The organism is Amycolatopsis azurea DSM 43854 (assembly GCF_001995215.1).
GTDB classification, from domain to species: Bacteria; Actinomycetota; Actinomycetes; order Mycobacteriales; family Pseudonocardiaceae; genus Amycolatopsis; species Amycolatopsis azurea.
In genome coordinates, this window is sequence record NZ_MUXN01000025.1 from 49,426 (window position 1) to 69,873 (window position 20,448).

Genomic DNA, 20,448 nt, shown 5'->3' on the forward strand with positions numbered 1-20,448 from the left:
CTCACCCGACGAACAGGCTGAGCAGCCCTTCCACCGAACGCACGATCACGCGTGCGGCGGCGCGTTCGGCGTGGGCGGCGTCGGCCCGTTCCGCCTCGTGCCGCCAGCGGACGAGCGCGCTTTCGGCGCCCGCGTGGATCTCGGCCGGGTCCGCGTCGGGTTCGAGACCGAGCCGCTCGGTCGGCGCGAGGCCCTGCGCGCCGAGCAACCGGACGGCCTCCTCGGCGATCTCCCCGGACAACGCCGTGCGGCCGCCGCGGATGCCGGCGATGAGCCGCAGTTCCCGGAAGTCGTGCGCGGCGGCGGCGAACCGCTCCACGCGAGCGGCCAGCCGGTCGCCGTGCGGGAGCGGTTCGGCGGCGAGCAGTCCCTCCAGCCGCAGCACCGCCGTGCGCGCCTTCAGCGCTTCAGCCCTGGCGACGAAGCATCCGGCGAGCGTGTCCCTGAGGTCGCCGAGACCGCTGCGGTGCACGAGTTCCGCCGAAAGCTTGAGCCTGCTCTCGCAACCGGTGCGGATCAGGGTGATCGCCAGCCGGACGCCGTAGAGCCCGAACCGCGACACCAGATGTTTCCGCGACTCCGGCGAGACCCGGATCGGGAAGGGGTCGTCCACAAAGGAATCCACGGACAGGAGATGGCGCTCCAGGTCCGGACGGGAGACCGACGCCAGGGCACGCAACACCTCGAACTCGTCGTCCCGCAACGCCCTTCCGGCGTAACCGAGTTGCCCGGCGACCGCGATGACTCCCTGGAATCCCGCGCAGTCCGGATCCTCCCGCCAGGCCCGGCGCGCCAGCTGTTTCGCGGTGAGCAAGGCGTCGATCCGGCCGGCGCCGACCTCGTCGGCCCGGCCGAGCACCAGCACCGTGTTCACCGCGGTCTGCCGGGCGAACACCGAACCGCCCACCTGCCGGGTACCGGCCAGCTCGTCGGGTTCGAGATGGCGCACCAGGCGCACCGTCGCGTCGACGTGTTCGGCGGGCGCCGGGGTGTCGAACAGATCGATCTCCCGCAAGGCCCGCGTCGGCCACTCCGACAGCGCGGAGACCAAAGTGGACTTCCCGGTCCCCGGTGTGCCGACGAAGCCGACCCGCAGCGGTTCTTCCAGCCGTTCCAGGCATTCCCGCAGCATCGCGACCGCGTGCGGGCGGTCCCGGTACTGCGCGGCGGCCTCGTTCAGCAGCTCTCGGACGTCCAGGGCGATCACGCGGAGAGCTCCCGGCGCGGCGCGGCGCCGCTGCCGAGCGCCCCTGCCTTCCGATGCAGGGCGGCGAGCCGGTCGATCTCCTTCTTGACCCGCTGGGTGCGCCGCTCGCGTTCGGCGGATCCGGCGATGATCAGTTCCCGTTGGCGGGTCAGGTCTTCGGCGAGCTGGTCCGACAGCGCGGTGAAATGATCGCGCAGGCGCCGTTGCACCTGGCGGACCTCGTCCTTGATCTCCTTGCTGAACCGGATGAACACGTCGTCGACGTGCCGTTGTGCCGCTGCCTTAGCCAGCGCCTGGCGTCGCTGGAGCCGCATCCCACCCTCGTCGCGCACGCTCTTGGTGGCGAACGCGACACCGGCGCCGAGGGACACCGGGTTGATCAGCGGCAGCCCGGCGAGACTGGTGACCAGACCGAACATCAGCACACCGCCGTAGGAACCGCGCAGTCCGGTGAACAGCTTCTGCCCGATCTTGAACCGCTCGATCTTGGGGGCGCCGACCTCGGGGATCGAGTCCACCCCGGATCCGGTCAGCGGCAGGTCGGGCGCCTGACCGTAGTGCGGCCCGAAACTCGTGGCGACCGCGTGCGCGATCCAGGTCGACCGGTCGGAAACCCAGTTGTAGTTCGTTTCGACGGCCTCGGCGAGGTTGTCCTCCAGCCAGGTCTGGAAATCCGGCCAGATCTGCACCGGATCGCCTTCGTCGAAGGTGCGGTCGATGTGCCGCACGATCAGCCGCGTCCGTTCGCGCAGATCGTATTCGGCGTCGGACACCAGATCGGTGATCTCGTCCGACAACATGTTCTGCCAGCGGACGTTCTGCCTCCGCAGTTCCTCGGTGCGCCGTTGTGCCTGGTGCAGCAGGGTGACCTGGTCGATCCCGTCGTCCCGCGAGACGGCGTCGAGCCGCGTCTGCAACGTCTCGACCAGTTCGACCGCCGCCGCGCGGACGCTCACCGCGGCGGCGAGCGCCCGGGTGCGTTCGATCGGGCGCGCGGCCTGTTCTCCCACCCAGTTCAGGAGTTCCGGGAAGCCGGACTGTCCGTTGAGGACGGTGTCACCGGCCTTCGCGGCGGCCTGGCGCACCGTCGCGGACACGGGGAAGACGTCGGCGACTACACCGGTCTCGGAAAGCGCGGTGCGGCTGCGGGCGGCGAGTTCCCGCCAGTCCGGGCTGACGTCGATCTTGGTCAGCGCCAGCACCAGTGCCGGGCACCAGGTCCGGATGTGGCGCGCCAGCGCGAGTTCGGCGGGCTGGAGTTCCTGTGTCGCGTCGGAGACGAGGATCACCGCGTGCGCGTCGGCGAGGACGTCGAGGGTGGCCGCCGTGCGCGGCGATCGGGGATCCCCTATCGCCGGGGTGTCCACCAGCACCAGTCCCGTGCCGAGCAGTTCGCGCGGCAGACCGACCTCGACCCGGCGCAGTGAGCCGGGCGGCCGGACCTCGAGTTCTTTGGCCAGCTCACCGACCGGCACGCTTTCCCTGCCGTGCCCGACCAGTGTGGCGGCCGGATCGGCGGCGTACCCGATCTCCGTGGGGACGGCGGGCGTGCTCGCGTCGCCGACCGCGCAGACCGGGGCGTTCAGCAGCGCGTTCAGCAGGTATCCCTTGCCCTGCTTGGGAAAACCGACCACCGCGATCCGGGTGCCCGGGGTCCGCTGGTCCCGTCTGCGCCGGAGGCGTTCGGCCAGGTCGGCGCGTCCGTGGGCGGCACAGGCGTCCAAGGTCTCGTTGAGCACGTCGAGCCAGGCGGGGGCTGTCACGGGGATGCAGTGTTCCCTTAACCAAGCGCGGAATCAATGTGGCATGGGCCAACATTCCGCGAGGGCCCCGCGACCTGGTGCGATCGCGGGGCCCGTGCACACGACAAGAAATGAAAGATATTCAGCTCAGCCGATGTGGATGTCGTTGCCCGAGCCGATATCGCCGACGTGGATGTCACCGATGTTGCCGATGTTGTGGGTGACGTTGTTGCCGACCTCGGAGACCACGTCGTGGACGTCGGAGACGCCCGCGTGGTTCGCGACGTTGGCGACCTCGTTGGCCACGTTGCCGGTCACGTCGCCGTGGTTGCCGCCGATGTTGTTGGCGATGTCACCGTTGCCCAGGTTGTTGGCGACGTCGTGCACCTTGGTGGTGACGTCGGCGACGCCGGTCTGGCCGATGACGCTGGTCAGGTCACCGACGGTCGACAGGAAGTCCGGGGCACCGCCCGCGACACCGTCGGCGCGCGGCAGGTCGCCTGCCAGGTCGCCGACGGCCGGAACCGAGTCGACGGCCGGGAGCCCGGCGGTGTCCACGGCCGGGACGGCGTGGGCGAGGTCGGTCGCGGTGTCGACGGCGCCGGTGGCGACGTCACCGGCCTGGGCGACGGAACCGGCGTCGAGGCCACGCGAAAGGTCGTCGGTCAGGCCGAAGCTGCCGACGGTGTTCTGCGCCAGGGCGGTCACGCCGGCGGCGGCGTTCGACACGTCGGTCACGTCGGAGACGGCCGGGACGGCGGGCACACCCGGGACGTCGATCGGCAGGTCGCCGACGGCGGGAACGGCCGGGACGGCGGGCAGGTCGCCCAGCTCCGGCAGCGCGCCCAGCTCCGGCAGAGCCGGAACACCCGGAAGCCCGGCGCCGGGGAGGCTCGGGACCGAGGGCAGGGTGGGGAGGCCGTCGACACCGGGGACCGCGACCGGGAGGCCGGCGGTCAGCGCGGTGAGCTGGTCGATCGCGCCCTGGACACCGTCGGCGCACTCGCCGTCGGTGCCGTCGACGACGTTCGTGACGCCGCCGAAGCCGGCCAGGTTGTCGGCGGTGGCCGCGGCGGTTCCGGTGGCGTCCGTGACGGTGCCGACCGGGACGAAGTCGAGCACCAGCGGGACGACCTCGTGCACGTCGGCGGCGTTGATGTCACCGAGGCCGGCCTCGGCCAGGATCTGCTGCGGGTCGTTGGCGAACGCGGCGCGAGCGGCGGTGTCGTTCAGCAGGTTCAGCGTGAAGTCGTGCAGGGTCTGGACGGAACCCATGAAAGGACTCTCCTGGGGGTCTAGGTCGGTGGGGCCTGCTCAGCGGCCGGAGGGCACGGCTGAGCGCAGGTCACCGAAGTTAGTGAGGCGGTACCCCCGGCACATCGGGGATCACTCCTGGTCGTCTCTCACTCAGCCAATAGGGGATCGGTATGACATCGTTAGGGCGTTAGGGGCTTAACCGAGACGCATCCGGTTGGGTTTAATGCCAACCCTCACCCGGATGGGTCAAGCCATTCAGGTGAGTGGCCCTATTGGGTCCTTAGGGGCTTGGTCAAGCGAAGGAGGATGCTCGTTGCCCTACGTCCTCGGCATCGATATCGCCTCGACCCGCACCACCGCCGCCACCTGCGTGAACCAAGGCGACGGCTGGGGCGTGCCCGAGCCGTCGTGGCTCGGCGCGCGCGGCCCGTCGGCGGCGTCCGCGGTGTTCCTCGACGACGACGGCTACCTGCTCACCGGGGACGCCGCCGTCGAAGCGGGACAGTCCGCGCCCGCCCGGCTGCTGACCGGGTTCCACGAGCGGGTCGGCGACGACGTCCCCGTGATCGTCGGCGGTGAGCGGTTCCCGCCCGAATCCCTCAGCGCGGTCCTCGTGGACGCCGCGGTGGATCAGGCCGCCGAGCGTTTCGGCGAGAAACCGCGGCACCTCGTGCTCACGCATCCGGTCGGCTGGGGCTCGTACCGCCGTGACCTGCTGCGCCGGGCGCTGGCCGAAGCCGGATTCCCCCGCGCCGCACTGGTTCCGGCGCCCGTCGCCGCACTGCACGCGTATCTCGCCCCGCGCGGCGACGTCACCGCCGGCGTCTGCGAGTTCGGCCCGGACGGCGCGGTGGTCACGATCGCCGCGGCCGGCGTCAACGGCTGGCAACCGGTCAAAACGGTGGAAGGCGTCGATCCCGGCGAGGCCGTCGGCAAGGTCTTCGAACTCGCGCACGGCGCCGGGGTCCCGCCGCAGGCGCTGGCGGGCATCGTGCTCTGCGGCGAGGCGCCGCCGGTCTCCGGCCGGACGCCGTGCCCCGTCTTCGCTTCGAGCGACCCGGTGCTCACGGTGGCGACCGGCGCGGCCAACATCGCCGCGCGACGCGACGTTCCCCAACCCGGCGGCCCCCGGTCGAACGCCTTGGCCGCGGTGGAAACCGTCGAAACCACCCTTCTCCCCCGGGTCGACGCACTCGAAGAGCTCACCGAACGGCCCGAACGGCCGCCGGTCGACATCACCCCGTTCCCCTTGCCAGAACGCACCGGGGCGGCGAAACTGCTCAGCCGACGCAAGCCCATCGTCGCCGGAGCCGCGGTCGTGGTGCTGGCCGCGACCACGCTGTTCCTCACCCTGACCACTCGGGAAGCCACCGCAGACAAGGGTCCCGAAGCCCCTCCCGCCACCTCGAGCTCGTGCGCGCCGTCCACCCCCGGCGCCGCGGCTCCGTCCCCCGAAGGTCGCTGTTGAACGCACTGCTCGACAAGCCCGGCATCATCCATCCGGGTGCCCGGCCCCTGCTCGACGAGGTGACCGCCGCCCCGGAACTCCCGGTGCGGGTCACCGTCGTCGCCCCCGGAGGGCACGGGAAGACCCATCTGCTCGGCCTGCTCGGGCGCCACTACGCGGGCGCCGGGGTCGAAGCGATGCTGGTCGACGACGCCGATCAGCTCGGTGACGACGAGATCGCGAAGATCAAAGCGCTGGCGGAGGAAACGACTGCGCCCGTCGTCCTCGCCTTTCGGCCCGCCGCGCGGACGACCACCCTGCGCGCGCTCGCCGATTCCTTCGGCAGGTCAGTGGCTTTGGGCGCTTTCGGCGTCGACGATGTCCGTCGGCTCGTCGAGCACGCCGGTGGCGACGCGGCCACGGCCGAAGACGTCCACGCCCGGACCGGCGGCGTGCCTGGGCTCGTGCTCCGCGCGGTCACCGGCAGGCTCGCGGACTTCCGCGGTGAGCTGGAACAGCTGGACGACGACGTGCACCGCTACCTGATCGCGGCGGAAGCGGGTGCGGGCCGGAACCTCGATCTCCTGGCGGCCCTGCTCAACCGCGATCGCGAAGGGTTGCCCGAGGTCTTCGACGGCGCCAGGGCGACCGGGCTCCTCGGCGAGGACGACGTCCTGCTGCCGATCGCCGCCGAAGCCGTCCGGGGCTGGGGTTCGCCGGGGCGGCGGCTGACGGTGCTGCAACGGCTGGTGGAACTCCAGCTGCGTGACGGGCTTCCGGTGCTCGACCTCGCCCGATCCCTGCTGGGCACGGGAAGTTCGGGCGCCAGCGCGGCGGCGGCCTTCGAGGCGGCCGCGCGCGAGGCGATGCCCGACGACACGAAACTCGCGGCGCGGTTCTACGAAGCCGCGTCCGAGGCCGGTGGGCGCGGCGCGGCGCTCACCGTCGGCTGGGCGCACGCCGCGGCGCTGGCCGGGGACCTCGACACCGCGCTCCGGCTCGGCGACGGGATGCTCGGCAGTACTGACGATCCTGATGCCGCCGACGCCAGGGCCGCGGGCGCCGAAGTGGCCGCGACGGTGCTGGCGCATCGCGGTGAACTGGCGCACAGCGCCGAGCTATACCAATGGTCTGGCCGGGCCGGCTCGAAGGCGTTCGCCGCGATCGCCTTGCTGGGCACCGGAAAACTCGAAGCCGCACGTGGCGTGTTGGAGACCCCGGAGGTCCCGACCCTGTTCGCGGGCGCCGCTTCACGGACGGCGCGCGCGATCACCGGCTCGGTGTCCGGATGCGGCGCCGAAACGCTGTCGGCCCTGCTGGGTGCTGCGTCGATGCTGGAATCGGCGGGAGCGCCCGCACCGCTCCCCGACAGCCCTGCCGCCCTCGCGGCGTTGGTGGGTCTGCATTCCGGCGAACTCGCGCTGGCCGAGTCGGTGCTGAGCCGCGCGGTGGCCGGGCGGATCGGCGGCGACCTGCTCGCGAAACGGCACCGGCTGCTGCTCGGCTGGGTCGCGATGACCGCGGGCGACCTCAAGACGGCCGCCGAGTCCCTGATGCCGCCGGACGGTCTCGAAGCGCGCGACGAACTCTTCGCCGCCACCCTTCAACTGGGTCTGGCGCGCCGGGCGAGCGATATTCCCGGCCTGCAACGATCCTGGGACCGCGCGTATCAGGCGTCGATGCGGCAGCAGCCGGACCTGTACTCGTTGCTGCCGCTGGGAGAACTCGCGATCGCGGCCGCACGGGGCGGCGCGAGCGCCAAACTCGCCGGTCAGCTGGAGCGCGCGCACGCCGTGCTCGACTCGCTCGGCAACCCTCCATTGTGGACGGCGACGCTGCGCTGGCACGAACTGCACGCCGCCATCACGATCGAGGATCATGCTTCGGCAGGCGAACATCTGGCCGCGCTGAACGCTTTCGCGCCCTGTGGCCGCTATCCGGCGGCACTCGCCGACGCCGCGACCTGCTGGCTCGCGGTCCTCACCGGATCCTTCGATCCCGAAGCGATCACCGCGGCCGCGTCGGAACTGCACGAACTGGGGCTCGGCTGGGACGCGTCCCGGCTGGCCGGGCAGGCGGCGATCCGGACCTCGGACCGGAAGGCGATGGTCCAGCTGCTCGAAGCGGCCCGGCAGTTCCAGGGGCGCGCCCCGGAACCCGTCGCGGCCACCGGATTGAGCGCGTTGAGCGAACGGGAACTGGAGGTCGCCCGGCTGGTCGTCGACGGGCTGACGTACAAGCAGGCCGGGAGCAAACTGTTCATCTCGGGGAAGACCGTGGAGCATCACATGGCCCGGATCCGGGGGAAACTCGGTGCCGGGGACCGGCGGGAACTGCTGGCCATGCTGCGGGAACTGCTTCCCGCGGGCGAGCCGCAAGGGTGACTTCCAGGACGTCGATGCCGACCGGGGTCCGCCGGGTATCCAGGTCCGTGATCCGCCAAGACCGCTCGAACAGGGCGGCGAGGGCGATGCGGACCTCCATCCTGGCGAGGTGGGCACCCAGGCAGAAGTGGATGCCGTGGCCGAAGGACAGGTGAGGGTTGGGCGCCCGGTCCGGATCGAAGGTATGCGGGTCGGGGAAGACCTCGGGGTCCCGGTTGGCCGCCGTGATCATCGCGACGACTCGCTGGCCCGGGCGGAGTTCGTGGCCGCCGAGGGTGGTGGGCCGGGTGACGAACCGATCCGTTCCGCCGGTGGGCGGCAGGTAGCGCAGGACCTCCTCGACGGCGAGGCGCAGGTCGGCCGGTTTCGGTTGCGAGACAAGGCAAAGGACGGCGTTCGCGAGCAGGGTCTTGGTCGTCTCGTGGCCGTTGATCAGCAGCAGCGCGCAGAAGTCGATCAGCTCGTCCTCGGTGAGGCCTGACGCCATCAGGGTCGCGATGACGCCTGCCGGTCGCTCGAACTCCTCGCGGAAGTAGTCGCCCATTTCCGTCGTCGCCTGGTGGAAGGCGGTCCGGCGGGCCTCGTCCGCGGCGAAGGTGCCGAAGAACGACGTGATGGCCTCCGTCCAGCGGGCGAAGTCCGGCCATCGCGACGGCTGTACCCCGAGGAGACCCGCGATCGTGTGTACGGCCAAGGGATAAGCCACTTCACCGATCAGGTCGAAACTTTCCCCGGCGTCGGCGAGCAGCGCGTGGACCCTCGCCGTGATCACCGGCTCCAGCGCCGACACGGCCCGGGGAGTGAAGACCTGGCTGACGATCCGGCGCAGGACGTGATGGCGGGGTGGATCCATCGCCTGGAGGCCACGCAGCAACGGGTTCGAGCTGTGCGGGATCGGCTGGGTGCTGTGCCGCAGCTCGTCGGAGGAGAACACCGCGTGCTCGGTGAGCACTCTGTCCACTTCGGAGTACCGGGTGACCACCCAGCCGCCGAACGACTCGACGAACCGCACCGGGCCTGCTTCTTGGCGGTGGAAAGCGAAAATCTCCTCGACGGACATACTCGACAGGGTGCTACCCGCCGGCGGCCGACGCTTGGAAGAAACGGACACAGGACGATCCGACCGCGCGCCGGAACTCCGCGATCATGTGCGGCTGGTCGTAGAAACCGCTGCGGACGGCGATTTCCGCCCAGTCCGGCACCGGCGACGACCGCGCCGACGCCATCGCCCGGTGCAGCCGCGCCACCCGCGCGTACGCCTTGGGACTCAACCCGACCGCCACCAGGAACCGCCGCCGCAACTGCCGCTCGGACAGCCCGGCCTCGGCCGCGTGGCGGGACACCGGCGCCCCGGGAGCCGCGTGCATGGCTTTGAGAACGTGCGCCACCGCCGGGTCGGCAGGCCGGGCCGGCGCCCGCAACGCCCGCAGCCCGGTGTCGAGCCCCTCCCCCGGAAACGGCATCCCGGCCAACGGCACCTCGTCCGCGGCGATCCCCAGCACCGAGGCACACGTCCCCGGCCGCAACCGCACCCCCGTCAACGGCTCGGTCAGGCTCCCGGTCCTGGCCTCGGTCTCCGGCCCGCTCAACCACAGCGAACCGTCCGCGAACACCAGCAGGTCCACGGACGGCTGCGGCAACGCGGGCGGCAGTTCCCCGGCGCGACGCCACACCCGGCTGACACGGTCAGCCAGGTCCGCGGGTGGCGCGAAGTCGCTGTTCACGCCCCGATTGGACCCCGGCACGGGTAGATCGCGCCAGCGAAATACCGGTCGTGAGTGGCGATTCGTGTTCTAACCCGAATCGCCACCTACGACCACCTGCACCGGCTCGGCATCGGCGCTCGGCAGAGGGGGTGAAGGTCGAGTTTCCTCGGCTGAGCCGAGTGAAGGAGGCCTTCACGGACCGGACCTGTCAACAGCAGCAGCCAGGGGCCAGTAGGTACCTAAGACACCCTTGGCCCTTCACGCTCATGTCGGCCGGAACACGAGCTACCTTCCGCGCCGCGCTCGACGTGGACGCCGCCGTCAGTCCTCGCTTCGCCGCGCAGACCACCCGCCAAATCACCCAGGCTCTCCTCGGCTGACCGCGACATGACGCTGTAGCAGGTCCTCGACGTCCTGGAGGAAGGTTTCGCAGATCGGTTCCGGGTCGGACAGGCAACCGGTGGCCATCGCTCCGTCCCGCATCAGGACGAAGCGCCGGGCGGCCGATTCGGCCGGCGCGTCCCCGGCATTGGCCAGCGCTTCGGTGATCACACGCGAGAACCATTCGCGGTGCGCGAGGACGGCTTGGTGCACGGGGTGGGCCGGGTCAGGGTACTCCGCGGCGGCGTTGAGGAAGGCACACCCGCGGAAGCCGGGCGACCGGATGCCCGCAGCGATGGATTCGGCGATCGCCCGGAGGGTGTCGAGCGCCGGCGACTCCTTGGCCAGGATGGCGCCCACCTGGTCGCGGATGGCCTGGTCGGCCTCCTGCAGGTAGTAGACGATCAGGTCGTCCTTGCCGGGGAAGTGCCGATACAGGGTCGCGCGGGTCACCTTCGCCTCGACCACGATCCGGTCGATGCCGACGGAGTGGATGCCCTCCGTGTAGAAGAGCCTGGTCGCCGTGGTGAGCAGCTTGGACCGCGCTTCGGAGGCCTTGCCGCGGACGTTCGTCATTACCGGCATCTTACGGGATAGAACGTTCGGTCTTGACGGGACGACGGCGGGCTGCCACTGTCCAAGTAGACCGAACGTTCTCCTCTTTTAAAGCTTAAGGAGCTCTCGTGAGCAGCCACGCCGTCACCGCGCCCACCATCGCGCCCGCCCTGCGACGCTTGTACTTCGTTCGTTTCGGCTTCGCCCTCGTCTGGGCGGGCCTGCTGTTCACGACCGCGTCGACGCTCGGGCCGATCAGTGTCGCGCTGCTCGTGCTGTACCCGCTTTTCGACGTCGCCGCCGCCCTCGTCGACCTTCGCTCGTCAAAGGACACGCTGGGCCTATACGTGAACATCGCGATCAGCGGGATCGCGGGCATCGGCCTCGCGATCGCCGCCGGCTCCGGCATCCCGGCGGTCCTACGCGTGTGGGGAGCCTGGGCGATCGTCTCGGGCCTCGTCCAGCTCGCCGTCGGCATCGGCCGCCGCAAACTGGGCGGCCAAGGGGCGATGATCGCCAGCGGGGCCATCTCCACCGTCGCCGGGACGTCCTTCATCCTGCAAGCCACGCAGCCGGACGCGTCACTGGTCAACCTGGCCGGATACGCCGCCCTCGGCGGCTTGTTCTTCCTCGTCTCGGCGATCCGCCTCGGCCGCCACTCCACCGACGGGCTCTGACACTCCGCCGCACCCATCCGTTCGCGGGTAGACGCCCGGAGAACGGGCGCGTAGGAACGAAGAATGGCTGCGGAAAAGTCCAGACGAGTTTTCCTGTCCACGTCGGCCGCGCTCTCGGCGGTCGCACTCACCGGAGTCCCGGCCGGTGCGGAGGAATTGGGCGATCGAGGCCCCGGCGTTTCTCTTTCACCGCAACGACCTGACGCGGAACTGCGCGCGATCCTGCGGGAGATCGACGAAAACCGCATCGAAGCCACCGTGCGCAGGCTCGCCGCGTTCGGGACGCGGCACACGTTGTCCTCGCAGACCGATCCCGTCCGGGGCATCGGCGCCGCCCGCGACTGGATCTTCGCGGAGCTGCGGAAATCCGCGGAAAGGTCGGGCGGCCGGATGACGGTCGAGCTGCAGTCCTACGTCCAGCCGCCCGCCCCGCCCCGGATCCCCGTCGCCACCACGATCACCAACGTCGTCGCCACCTTGCGTGGATCCACCACGCCGGAACGGGTTTACGTCGTTTCGGGCCACTACGACTCGCGGTGTTCGGATCCGCTCGACGCGACGAAGGACGCTCCCGGCGCCGACGACGACGCCTCCGGAGTGGCCGTCGCGATGGAACTCGCCCGGGTGCTGGCCACTCGCCGCCCGGCGGCGACCATCGTGTTCGCGGCGGTCGCGGGCGAGGAACAGGGCCTGTTCGGCGCGCGGCACATGGCCACGCGGTTCAAGACGGCGGGCACGAACGTGCAGGCGATGTTCACCAACGACATCGTCGGTTCGAGCCGGGCGGACGACGGGACGCGGGACCCGCGCACGATCCGCCTGTTCGCCGAAGGCGTTCCGACGTCGGAAACCCCGGCACAGGCGGAGATCCGGCGCGCGGTCGGCGGCGAGAACGATTCGCCGTCCCGTCAGCTGGCCCGGTTCGCGCGCTCGGTCGCCGAGAACGACGCGACCGGTATGTCCGTGCGGGTGATCTACCGCCGCGACCGGTATCTCCGGGGTGGCGACCACATCCCGTTCCTGGAGCAGGGATACCCGGCCGCGCGGTTCACCGAGCCGCACGAGGACTACGCGCATCAGCACCAGGACGTCCGCGTGGAGAACGGGAAGCAGTTCGGCGATCTGCCGGAGTTCTGCGACTTCCCGTTCATCGCGAGGGTCGCGCGGGTGAACGCCGCCACGATGTGGTCGCTGGCGACGGCGCCCGGTACCCCCGAAGACGTGCGGATCCGGACCGATCAGCTGACGAACGACACGGATCTGGTGTGGCGGCGTGGATCCGATCCGGATCTCGCCGGTTACGAGGTCGTCTGGCGGGAGACGACGGCGGCCGACTGGACACACGTCATCGGGGTCGGCGACACGACCGAGGCTAAGGTGGATCTGTCGAAGGACAACGTGTTCTTCGGTGTCCGCGCGGTCGGGAAGAACGGCCGCCGCGGTCCGGTCGCGTTTCCGACACCCTTGAGCTGATGCCACGATGACAGTCACCCCCGACGACCTCGACGCGGCGATCAGGAGTGTGACCACCGGGCTGCATCAGGCGGCGAACAGCGATTGGTCGCGGGCGCCGGGCACCGGCGACCTGGACGCCTGGCAGACCGCCGAGCACCTCGGCGACTGCCTCATCTCCTACGCGGGGCAGCTGATCGCCCGGCCGTCGACGCCGCGTTTCGTCTGCTTCGAAGCCGTCGCCGACAAGACCGCGACGCCGTCGGATCTGCTGGAGTTCGTCACGGTCGGCGGCGGCATCCTGGCCGCCGTTCTCCGCACGGCGGCCCCGGACATCCGCGCGCCCCACCGGAGCGGCAACGCCGACCTCGAAGGGTTCGCCGGGATGGGCTGTATCGAGGCCCTGGTCCACGGCGAGGACATGGCCAGGGGGCTCGGCGTCAGCCTCGATCCGCCACGCGACGTCTGTTCGCGTGTGCTCGCGCGGATGTTCCCGGAGGTCGACGCCGGTGACGTCGACCCCTGGACCGCGTTGCTGTGGGCGACGGACCGGACGGACCTTCCCGGACGGCCCTCCCGCGTCGGCTGGCAATGGCGAGGCGCCCCCTTGGACGACCCACCGGCCGGTTGACCGAGGAGTACGTGGATACGGCCGATCGGCGCAATTTCGCCGTTGAAGCGTTTGTCACCGCGGAATTCGGGAACTTTCGCGGCATGTCCAGATGGCGAACCACCAGTAGGAGCAACACCGCCGTGCGGGTCATCACCGGCATCGGCGCCGTGTTCGCTTTCATCGAGCTGCTGTACATGGTCATGGTGCTCGCGGGAGCCAACGCGGGCAACGGTTTCTTCATCTTCATCCAGGCGCTGGCGAGGCCGCTGGCGTTGTTCTGGCCGGGGCTCTTCCCGGTGAGTGACCCGAATCTCGCGGTCATCCTCGACTACGGTCTGGCCGCGGCGTTCTGGGTGATCGTGGCGGGCGTGATCGCCCGTTTCGCGGCCCGCTGACCCCCTGCGGCGGCATCCGGCGTCCCGTTCGGCGACACTGGTCGGATGAGCGAAGGCAGATGGTTCGAGCTGAACCCCCTTCCCGAGCTGTTCGGCCTTGCCGCCGCCGGGCGGGCGCTGTTGCCCAACGTGCCCGTCACCCCGGCCGCGGTGCTGAAGACCGTGACCGAACAGCTGGTGGGGCGACGGCTGACCGCCAAAGTGGACGGCCACGACGTCGGGCTCACCCTGACCGGGCTCGACTACCAGGCCGACAGTCTCAGCCTGGCCGCCACCGGCCGGATCGGCGACGTCCGCATCGTCGTCGAGGACGTCGACTGGCCGGAAACCCCGCTCGAGCGCATCACCGTCCTGGCGTCGAACGTCCGTCTCCGCTCACTCCCCTCCCCGGCAGCCATCCCCGAGCAGGTGAAGATGGCGATCCGGGTGTCTCCCGAGGTCCTGCAGGCACGTGTGGCCGATGCCCGGCCGGGCATCATCGTGACGCCTGGCGAAGACGGGCATTTCCACATCCGCTGGGAAAAGCGTCCTCGCTGGGGACACCTGGCGCTGGAGTCCACCGTGGAGGACGACGCCGTCGTGCTCCGGCCGATGTCCGTCCACATCGGACGGCGCAGGTTCGGCCCGCCGTCGCGGCTCAAGCCGATCGTGCTGCCCCTGCCGGAACTCCCGCAAGGGATCCGGCTCACCGCGGTCGAAGCGCACGACGGGCATCTGGTCCTGCACGCGCTGGCGGAGGAATGGCCGGAGAAGCTGTCCACCATCCCGCTCGGTGACCTGCTGGGCTGGGTGACGACGGCGGTGACCACCCTGACCCTGCCCAGGCTCGGCGGCCGCTAGCCGTGGCGCGTGAAGGCCCCCTTCCCTCGGCTGAGCCGAGGGAAGGGGGCCTTCACGCGCAAACCATCGCTGGATCAGCTGTGGAGACGTCCCTCGGCGACACGCACCGGAGGCGCGGCCGGCGTCGCCGCGGCGCTTTCCGTCCGCGCGGCGGCGGAGGACCGCACGAGCCCGGTCGCCTTGCCGCACACCTTCTTCTTCTCGTCCGAGGTCATCTTCTTGCCGACCGTCCTGGTCTGGCCCACGACACCCGGCGCCGGGCCTTCACCGCTGAAGTTCCAGACGTACCACTGGTTGTGACCCCACCGGCGCTTGTCGTACCACATGTCGTACGAGCCGCTGGCCACCCGCATCACCGGCGAGCGGTCCAGGCCCGCCCAGTAGCCCGGGTTCACCTCGATCCGGGTCTCGACGCTTTCGCTGGTCTCCCAGCCCCATTCCTGGCCCCACGTGCGCTTGTAGGCGACCGACCAGTCCACGAGGAACTCGAAGCCCGCGCTCACGCTGATCTCGTTCGACACCGTGTTCTTGCCGCTGCGGGTGTCGCGTTTGCCGATCACCTGGGTGATCTTGTTGGCGCTGCAGTTGTAGACCGTGTCCACGCGGCCCCAGCTGCCGTAGAAGTCCTGTCCGCGCTGGTCGACGTGGGCGTTGCAGGTCTTGGTGGCGCGGCCGCAGTCCTTGAGCAGTTCGGCGCGGGAGGGTCCGCGCGTGTACTTCACCGAACTGCCGCGGTCGTTCATGTTCGACCCGTAGTTGCCGCTGTCGTTGGCGTACCACTCCTGGCTTTCGCCCTGGTACTCGGCGTGCTCGTACATCGTGATGTAGCAGTTCTGGAAGGTCTGGAACGAGGAGATCTTGTCGTTCCAGTCGGCGAGGAAGCCGAGGTTCTGGCTGGTGCCGTCGGTGCACGGCGAGCCGGTGACGGCGAGGCTCGCGCCGCCGAAGTTCCCGTGTTCGTACAGCACGCTGATCACCGTCGCGGAGGCACCGACCTTGCCTGCCGACGCCGCGGCGAGGGACTCGCCGACGCTGTCGAAGCACTTGATCACGCCTGTCGCCGTGTCGCCGACGCAGTGGTCGCCGCGCTGCGCGGCGTTCGCCGGGACACCGCCCGCGAGGCACATCATGAACGCGGCCAGGACGGCCGCCCCGAGTCTGTATCTACGCACGTCTGAACTCCCTGGGAGAAAGGAACGCCGACCAGGACCGGGCCGGCGATACGCAGTCCACCACGGGGAATCCGGCTTGCCCATGCAGAACGACCGGCAGACTGTTCTTCCGCTGACCGGTGACCGGGACGGCCTCAGGCCTCGCCCCGCTCGCGCAGATAGCGCGTGTGGTCGGCCTGCTGATGGACGTCGCCGGCGTAGAACCGCTCCGCGACACGGTGCGCCTCGGTCTCCAGCAGTTCCAACTGCGCGAGGAGTTCCTCGGCCGCGCTCGGCTCGCCGCTCGCCCGCCGCTTGGCGGCGAACCACCACGGCAGGTTGAGATAGGTCTGCACGGACAGCGGGAGATCCGTCCGCGCCAGCCGGGTGACCTCGTGCTGGACGTCGGGGTTGGCCGACAGCCGTTCCGGCCTCGACAACAGGTCGTCGAGGACTTCGGCGACCCGCCGAACACCGTCCACAGAGGACTCCGGCATGCGCTGTGCTTGCGCGGTCACCTTCTCCACCAACGAAACGAGGTCCGCGCGCAGATGCCCAGTGTCCACCGGTACCAGCCGGACGCGTTCGGGCGGCGCGAGCAGGGCGAACACCGCGTACAGCCCGGCGACCACCACCGGCCACAGCCCGCCGACGACGCCTGTCAGGTACAGTGCGAGCCCGATCAGCCCGCCGACGCAGCCGGCGAGGTTCTTCGTGGAGCCGAGGTACCGGATCATTGGTAGCCGCGGATTTCCTGGAACACCTTGGGCAGCACATCGCCGCGTGCGTCGAACACGTTGCCGCCGGTGCGTTTCGCGACCTCGCCGAGCTCGGCGGAATCGCCCTCGCCGAAGATCACGGTGAACACCGGGATCTGCCGCATCGTCTCCGGCAGCGACGGGAACTTCCGCTGGAAGTCCTCGAAGGTGGAACCGCTCGCGTTCTCGCCGTCGGTCATCAGGACGATCGACGTGAACCGGTCCGGATCGCGCGCGACCAGCGGGCCCATGATGTCGTACGCGCGCTGGAGGCTGTCGTAGATCGCCGTGCCGCCGTTCGCGTCGAGGCCTTCGGCGAAAGTCTTGATCTTGTCCAGCGCGGGCTGCGGATCCCCTTCAGGCACCGCGAAGGTCTCCGGGCGGCCGGGCACGGTGTCGAACGGCAGCATCGTGACCTCTTCGCGGCTGCGGAAGCGGCGGTACCGGCCGGTCAGTGATCCGTCGGCGCCGGTCAGCCCGATCAGCGCGGTGCGCAGCGACTCGATCCGGTCACCCGCCATGGAACCGGAGGTGTCGAGGACGTACAGCGTCCGCGACGGACGCCGGATCTTGTCGAAGTAGGCGCCCAGCAACGCGTCGACAGCCTGCTGCGTCGCGGGGAACGGCAGCTCCAACAGGTCCTTCTGCGCGAACTGCTGTCCTAATTGGACACCAGGGACGACCGGGCGGCGCTGCGTGGTCTCCATGATCTTGCGTTGCGCGTCCGGTGTGCGCAGCCGCTCGGCCAGCTTGCGGTGCGCGTCCCGCGCGTCGGAATTCGCGCCCTGCACCAACGTCAGAGGATAGTCGGCGGTGACGACACCGTCGGAGGGATACACCAGTGTCAGCGGCTCGGGGAGTTTTCCGCTCGCGTTCATCGACAGCAGGACGGACTCGTAGTTGATCAGGCCGTCGACCTTCTTGCCGGGGTCCTGTCCGCTCGCTCGCCGTTGGTAGGCCTCGGAGAGCCAGCCGGACGAACCCGCCGACATCGCCTGCGCGCTGAAGAACTCGGTCAGTTTCGGGGTGACGGAGGCGATCTGCTGCGCGTCGACGGCGTTGCCCGCGCCCGCGAGCGCCGACGCGACCCCGACGAGTGCCGAGAAACCGGAGTTCGACGCCGACGGGTCGGTCATGCCGTAGGTGAAGGCCTTCTTCCCGGCCTGCTCGGCGATCTCGCCCCAGCCCACCGGCCGCCCGGTCCAGCCGAGCCGCTGCGCCGCCGACGCGGACAGGCCGAGCACCACCGGCGAGCTCATGATCTTCACCTGCTCGCCCAGCCGTTTCGCCGCCTCCGGAACCGCCGCGGGGTACCGGTTCGACGAGAACCAGACGGCGTCGTACTGACCGTCCACCTTCCCGTTCGCCAGCGACTCGGTGCCCTCCAGCGTCCCGGTGAACTGGAACTTGACCTTGACCCCGGTCGCGGCCGCCTCCTGCTCCAGGAGCGGCTGCATATCCGCCAGTTCACTGCCCGCGAGCACCCGCAGCGTCCCCGGTTCGGCCTCCCCCAGGCCGCGTGTCTCGCCCTTGCTCGAATCGCAGGAAACCAGCGACAGCGCGCAAACCGCGCTGATCGCCAGGACCGCCCAGCGTTTCACGATGCCCCCTCGGCCGTCGCCGTCTCGTGAGACCGGCGCAGATGGTCTTCGGCCCGCCGGATCTCCCCCGACAACGCCTCCACGGTCGCCGCCATCGTCGAGACGGCCCCCGCCTTGTACTCGTCGATCGCGTCGATGCTGCGATAGATCCGGTCGAACGACTCGCGGATCGTCGCCACCGCGACGGCCGGATCGCTGCCCGCGCGCTGGATCTCGGCGCCGCGCAGTTCCAGGATCTCGGCGTTCGTCCTGATCAGCCCGTCGGTGGTGGCCTGCACGGCCCGGACCTCGTCGAGGACGTCACGCTGGCCGGCGAGCGCACCGCTCACCAGCAGCGCGACCCGCAACGCCGCGACCGTGGTCGACACCGCCCGCTCGATCCCGCGGATCAGCTCGTCGTTGTTGCGCCGCACCAGATCCAGCGCGAGATAGCCCTGCGCGCTCACCGCGAGCTGGGTCAGCAGGTCCTGGTGCCGCTGCCGGATCGGGTGCAGCGCGTCGGCCCGCAATGCCTTGGCCCGCGCGGGATCGGTGAAGTCGAAGATTCCCGCCTGGCGGTCGACAGCCGTGTCGACGGCCTCGGCGAACGCGGCCGCTTCGGACAGTTTGCCGAGCGTCCCCCACAGCCGCTCCCGCTCGCCCTTGAGCGCGGCGTTGTCCCGGCGCAGGACGTCTTGCCGTGCTCGCAGATCCACGACCAGCGCGTTCACCGGCTCGTTGGCCGCGCGATAGCGGTCCAGCGCCTTCTTCGCACTGCCCGCGACCGGGATCAGGCCCATCAGCTTGCGGCCGGTGATCGGCAGTTTCGCCGGGTCGATCTCCGCCACGGTCCGCCGCAGCCCGGCCAGGCTCACCGTTGCTTGTTGTTGCGGTGACCCGACTTCCGCCAGTGCCCGGGCCGACCGGTCCAGCAGCGCGCCCGCGACGGTCGCCGCCGCGCGCATGTCGGACTCGCCCACCGCGAGCAGTTCGTCCAGGACCCGGGTGAACTCCGGCGATCGGACGTCGAGCGCTTCGAGCCGCTCGGCGAACTTCTCCGCGCGCTTCGCGACTTCGGCGTGGACCTCCGGGCCGAGGGTGACCAGACCGGCCGCCCGCTCGGCCGGGATCGCCTCCACCGGCTCCGGTGGAGTGAGCGTGAAATCGTCCATCAGTACTGCTTCTTGACGGCATCGAGCAGGCGCTCGAGGGTTTCGTACGACGGCGGCTCGACGGCGTCCACCAGATCCGCGGGCACCGGCGCCTTGGCCGCGGCGACGACGTCGGCGAACAACCGCGGGTCCCCGGTGCGGAAACCGAAGGTGGCGGCGAGTTTCCCCAGCTCCGGGTCGGTCGCGAGCAGCCTGCCCACCTGATCGCCGTTCGGCTTCAGCGGGACCAGCGTGTGCTTCGAGTACACCGTCGGCGCCGTGTAGAGCAGGCGCATGTCCGGCCGGATCGAGCCGTCGGCCCGGACGAGCCTGTCGACGAACTGCGACTCGTAGATCAGCGCCATCGGCGTCTTGCCCATGCCCGCGGCGAGGTAATCCTCGAACGGGCCCTCGGTGCTGTTCTGCGTGTAGCCCTGGTCGATGAACAGCTTCGACACCCCGGGCAGCACCTTCGCCTCGGCCTCGGGTGTGCTGACCACGTTGTTCCCGTTGGCGACGAAGGAAACGATCGACAGGTACATCGCCGCCGAATTCGATTCACGCGGGTCCGTGGTCGTGACCAGCACGTTCTTCCGGGCCGGGAACGCGGTGTTGCCGGGCAACTGGTCCCAGCGGGTGCCCTTTTGCGCGAGTTCGAGGTACTTCGCGACGTCGAGCACTTGGTAGTCCCCGGCGCCCTTACGCACGATCCCGTTGGCGCTCAAGAGGTTCACGATCGGCTCGAAGGTCGCGATCGCCATCGGCGACTGGAACGGCGTGTGCACGCCGGTCACCTTGTGGTCGCGCTGGATCCGCTGCGCGGCGGGCGACGAGGACGGGAACGCGAACTCGTACTGCCCGAGGTCCATGCTCGCGATCTGGCGCGACCCCGCGGTGTCCACTTCGACCTTGAGGCCGTGCTTGGCGAACGCGTCCGCCACCCGCTTGTCGGAGAAGAACGCCAGCTTCTCCGAACCGATGACCCCGCGCACCGTGGTCAGATCCGTGCCCTGCGCGGTGTTCTCGTCACCGCCCCGGCCCCAGACGATCACGGCGACCACGGCCAGCAGCAGCACCACGGCCAGGCCGATCGACAGACGGCGTTTCACCGGCCCACCCCCTCGTTCACAGGCTTGATCCTTCAGCCCGTTC

17 protein-coding genes and 1 pseudogene are annotated in these 20,448 nt (G+C 70.1%); 7 read left to right on the top strand and 11 right to left on the bottom strand.

All coding sequences use genetic code 11. The features are described 5' to 3' along the window. Nucleotide 1: 1 nt before the first annotated feature. The 3 genes from B0293_RS32800 to B0293_RS32810 all read right to left on the bottom strand — a co-directional run bounded on the left by B0293_RS32800 (nt 2) and on the right by B0293_RS32810 (nt 4,224). Nucleotides 2-1,207, bottom strand: a complete 1,206-nt coding sequence (locus B0293_RS32800) for an isoniazid inducible protein IniC (protein ID WP_005153175.1) — start codon at nt 1,205-1,207, stop codon at nt 2-4. Next, nucleotides 1,204-2,970, bottom strand: coding sequence for a dynamin family protein (locus B0293_RS32805; protein ID WP_039916242.1), 1,767 nt, complete (start codon nt 2,968-2,970; stop codon nt 1,204-1,206). Before B0293_RS32805 ends, B0293_RS32800 begins: the two co-directional genes overlap by 4 nt. A 126-nt stretch (nt 2,971-3,096) precedes the next feature. Continuing rightward, nucleotides 3,097-4,224, bottom strand: coding sequence for an IniB N-terminal domain-containing protein (locus B0293_RS32810; protein ID WP_005153181.1), 1,128 nt, complete (start codon nt 4,222-4,224; stop codon nt 3,097-3,099). A gap of 295 nt (nt 4,225-4,519) precedes the next feature. Between B0293_RS32810 and B0293_RS32815 the strand changes: the two genes are divergently transcribed. After that, nucleotides 4,520-5,674 (top strand): Hsp70 family protein, encoded by a 1,155-nt coding sequence (locus B0293_RS32815; RefSeq protein ID WP_005153186.1) that lies wholly within the window; start codon nt 4,520-4,522, stop codon nt 5,672-5,674. Then, the gene (locus B0293_RS32820; protein WP_005153189.1) at nt 5,671-8,037 is read left to right on the top strand and encodes a helix-turn-helix transcriptional regulator; all 2,367 of its coding nucleotides are present in this window, start codon (nt 5,671-5,673) and stop codon (nt 8,035-8,037) included. Before B0293_RS32815 ends, B0293_RS32820 begins: the two co-directional genes overlap by 4 nt. A gap of 73 nt (nt 8,038-8,110) precedes the next feature. Here the strand turns inward: B0293_RS32820 and B0293_RS44800 are convergent. The 3 genes and pseudogenes from B0293_RS44800 to B0293_RS32840 form a co-directional block, all read right to left on the bottom strand. After that, a pseudogene (locus B0293_RS44800) lies at nt 8,111-9,097 on the bottom strand (cytochrome P450); the annotation flags it as partial. 13 nt (nt 9,098-9,110) lie between these two features. Further along, nucleotides 9,111-9,761, bottom strand: coding sequence for a helix-turn-helix transcriptional regulator (locus tag B0293_RS32830; RefSeq protein ID WP_005153190.1), 651 nt, complete (start codon nt 9,759-9,761; stop codon nt 9,111-9,113). A gap of 339 nt (nt 9,762-10,100) precedes the next feature. After that, a complete protein-coding gene (locus tag B0293_RS32840; RefSeq protein WP_005153193.1) occupies nt 10,101-10,700 on the bottom strand; it encodes a TetR/AcrR family transcriptional regulator in 600 nt (199 codons plus the stop codon). 107 nt (nt 10,701-10,807) lie between these two features. Between B0293_RS32840 and B0293_RS32845 the strand changes: the two genes are divergently transcribed. From B0293_RS32845 to B0293_RS32865, 5 genes are all read left to right on the top strand, one after another. After that, nucleotides 10,808-11,356 (top strand): hypothetical protein, encoded by a 549-nt coding sequence (locus B0293_RS32845; RefSeq protein WP_005153194.1) that lies wholly within the window; start codon nt 10,808-10,810, stop codon nt 11,354-11,356. A gap of 63 nt (nt 11,357-11,419) precedes the next feature. Next, nucleotides 11,420-12,829 (top strand): M28 family metallopeptidase, encoded by a 1,410-nt coding sequence (locus tag B0293_RS32850; RefSeq protein ID WP_005153195.1) that lies wholly within the window; start codon nt 11,420-11,422, stop codon nt 12,827-12,829. A 7-nt stretch (nt 12,830-12,836) separates the two neighbouring features. Beyond that, nucleotides 12,837-13,439 (top strand): maleylpyruvate isomerase mycothiol-dependent enzyme family protein, encoded by a 603-nt coding sequence (locus tag B0293_RS32855; protein ID WP_005153196.1) that lies wholly within the window; start codon nt 12,837-12,839, stop codon nt 13,437-13,439. Between the two features lie 122 nt (nt 13,440-13,561). After that, complete coding sequence (locus tag B0293_RS32860; RefSeq protein WP_005153197.1) at nt 13,562-13,816, top strand: hypothetical protein; 255 nt, start codon at nt 13,562-13,564, stop codon at nt 13,814-13,816. A 45-nt stretch (nt 13,817-13,861) separates the two neighbouring features. After that, the gene (locus B0293_RS32865; protein ID WP_005153198.1) at nt 13,862-14,656 is read left to right on the top strand and encodes an LmeA family phospholipid-binding protein; all 795 of its coding nucleotides are present in this window, start codon (nt 13,862-13,864) and stop codon (nt 14,654-14,656) included. Between the two features lie 74 nt (nt 14,657-14,730). On the opposite strand, the gene B0293_RS32870 is transcribed toward B0293_RS32865, so the two are convergent. From B0293_RS32870 to B0293_RS32890, 5 genes are all read right to left on the bottom strand, one after another. Further along, a complete protein-coding gene (locus B0293_RS32870; protein ID WP_005153202.1) occupies nt 14,731-15,828 on the bottom strand; it encodes a peptidase inhibitor family I36 protein in 1,098 nt (365 codons plus the stop codon). 134 nt (nt 15,829-15,962) lie between these two features. Beyond that, nucleotides 15,963-16,544 carry a hypothetical protein gene (locus B0293_RS32875; protein ID WP_005153206.1) on the bottom strand — a complete coding sequence of 194 codons (582 nt, stop codon included), beginning with the start codon at nt 16,542-16,544 and terminating at the stop codon, nt 15,963-15,965. Continuing rightward, nucleotides 16,541-18,166: a VWA domain-containing protein gene (locus tag B0293_RS32880; protein ID WP_005153208.1), complete on the bottom strand. Its 1,626-nt coding sequence runs from the start codon at nt 18,164-18,166 to the stop codon at nt 16,541-16,543. The genes B0293_RS32875 and B0293_RS32880 overlap by 4 nt, the downstream gene beginning before the upstream one ends. Further along, on the bottom strand, nt 18,163-19,317 hold the full coding sequence (locus tag B0293_RS32885) for a toxic anion resistance protein (protein WP_005153211.1): 1,155 nt from the start codon (nt 19,315-19,317) through the stop codon (nt 18,163-18,165). Before B0293_RS32885 ends, B0293_RS32880 begins: the two co-directional genes overlap by 4 nt. Next, nucleotides 19,317-20,405 carry a hypothetical protein gene (locus tag B0293_RS32890; protein WP_005153213.1) on the bottom strand — a complete coding sequence of 363 codons (1,089 nt, stop codon included), beginning with the start codon at nt 20,403-20,405 and terminating at the stop codon, nt 19,317-19,319. Before B0293_RS32890 ends, B0293_RS32885 begins: the two co-directional genes overlap by 1 nt. Nucleotides 20,406-20,448 lie beyond the last annotated feature (43 nt).

Bases quoted from the DNA above. Each gene is read 5' to 3' on its own strand.
- B0293_RS32810 (WP_005153181.1), bottom strand. From the start codon at position 4,224: ATGGGTTCCGTCCAGACCCTGCACGACTTCACGCTGAACCTGCTGAAC.
- B0293_RS32840 (WP_005153193.1), bottom strand. From the start codon at position 10,700: ATGACGAACGTCCGCGGCAAGGCCTCCGAAGCGCGGTCCAAGCTGCTC.
- B0293_RS32850 (WP_005153195.1), top strand. From the start codon at position 11,420: ATGGCTGCGGAAAAGTCCAGACGAGTTTTCCTGTCCACGTCGGCCGCG.
- B0293_RS32855 (WP_005153196.1), top strand. From the start codon at position 12,837: ATGACAGTCACCCCCGACGACCTCGACGCGGCGATCAGGAGTGTGACC.
- B0293_RS32865 (WP_005153198.1), top strand. From the start codon at position 13,862: ATGAGCGAAGGCAGATGGTTCGAGCTGAACCCCCTTCCCGAGCTGTTC.
- B0293_RS32875 (WP_005153206.1), bottom strand. From the start codon at position 16,544: ATGATCCGGTACCTCGGCTCCACGAAGAACCTCGCCGGCTGCGTCGGC.
- B0293_RS32885 (WP_005153211.1), bottom strand. From the start codon at position 19,317: ATGGACGATTTCACGCTCACTCCACCGGAGCCGGTGGAGGCGATCCCG.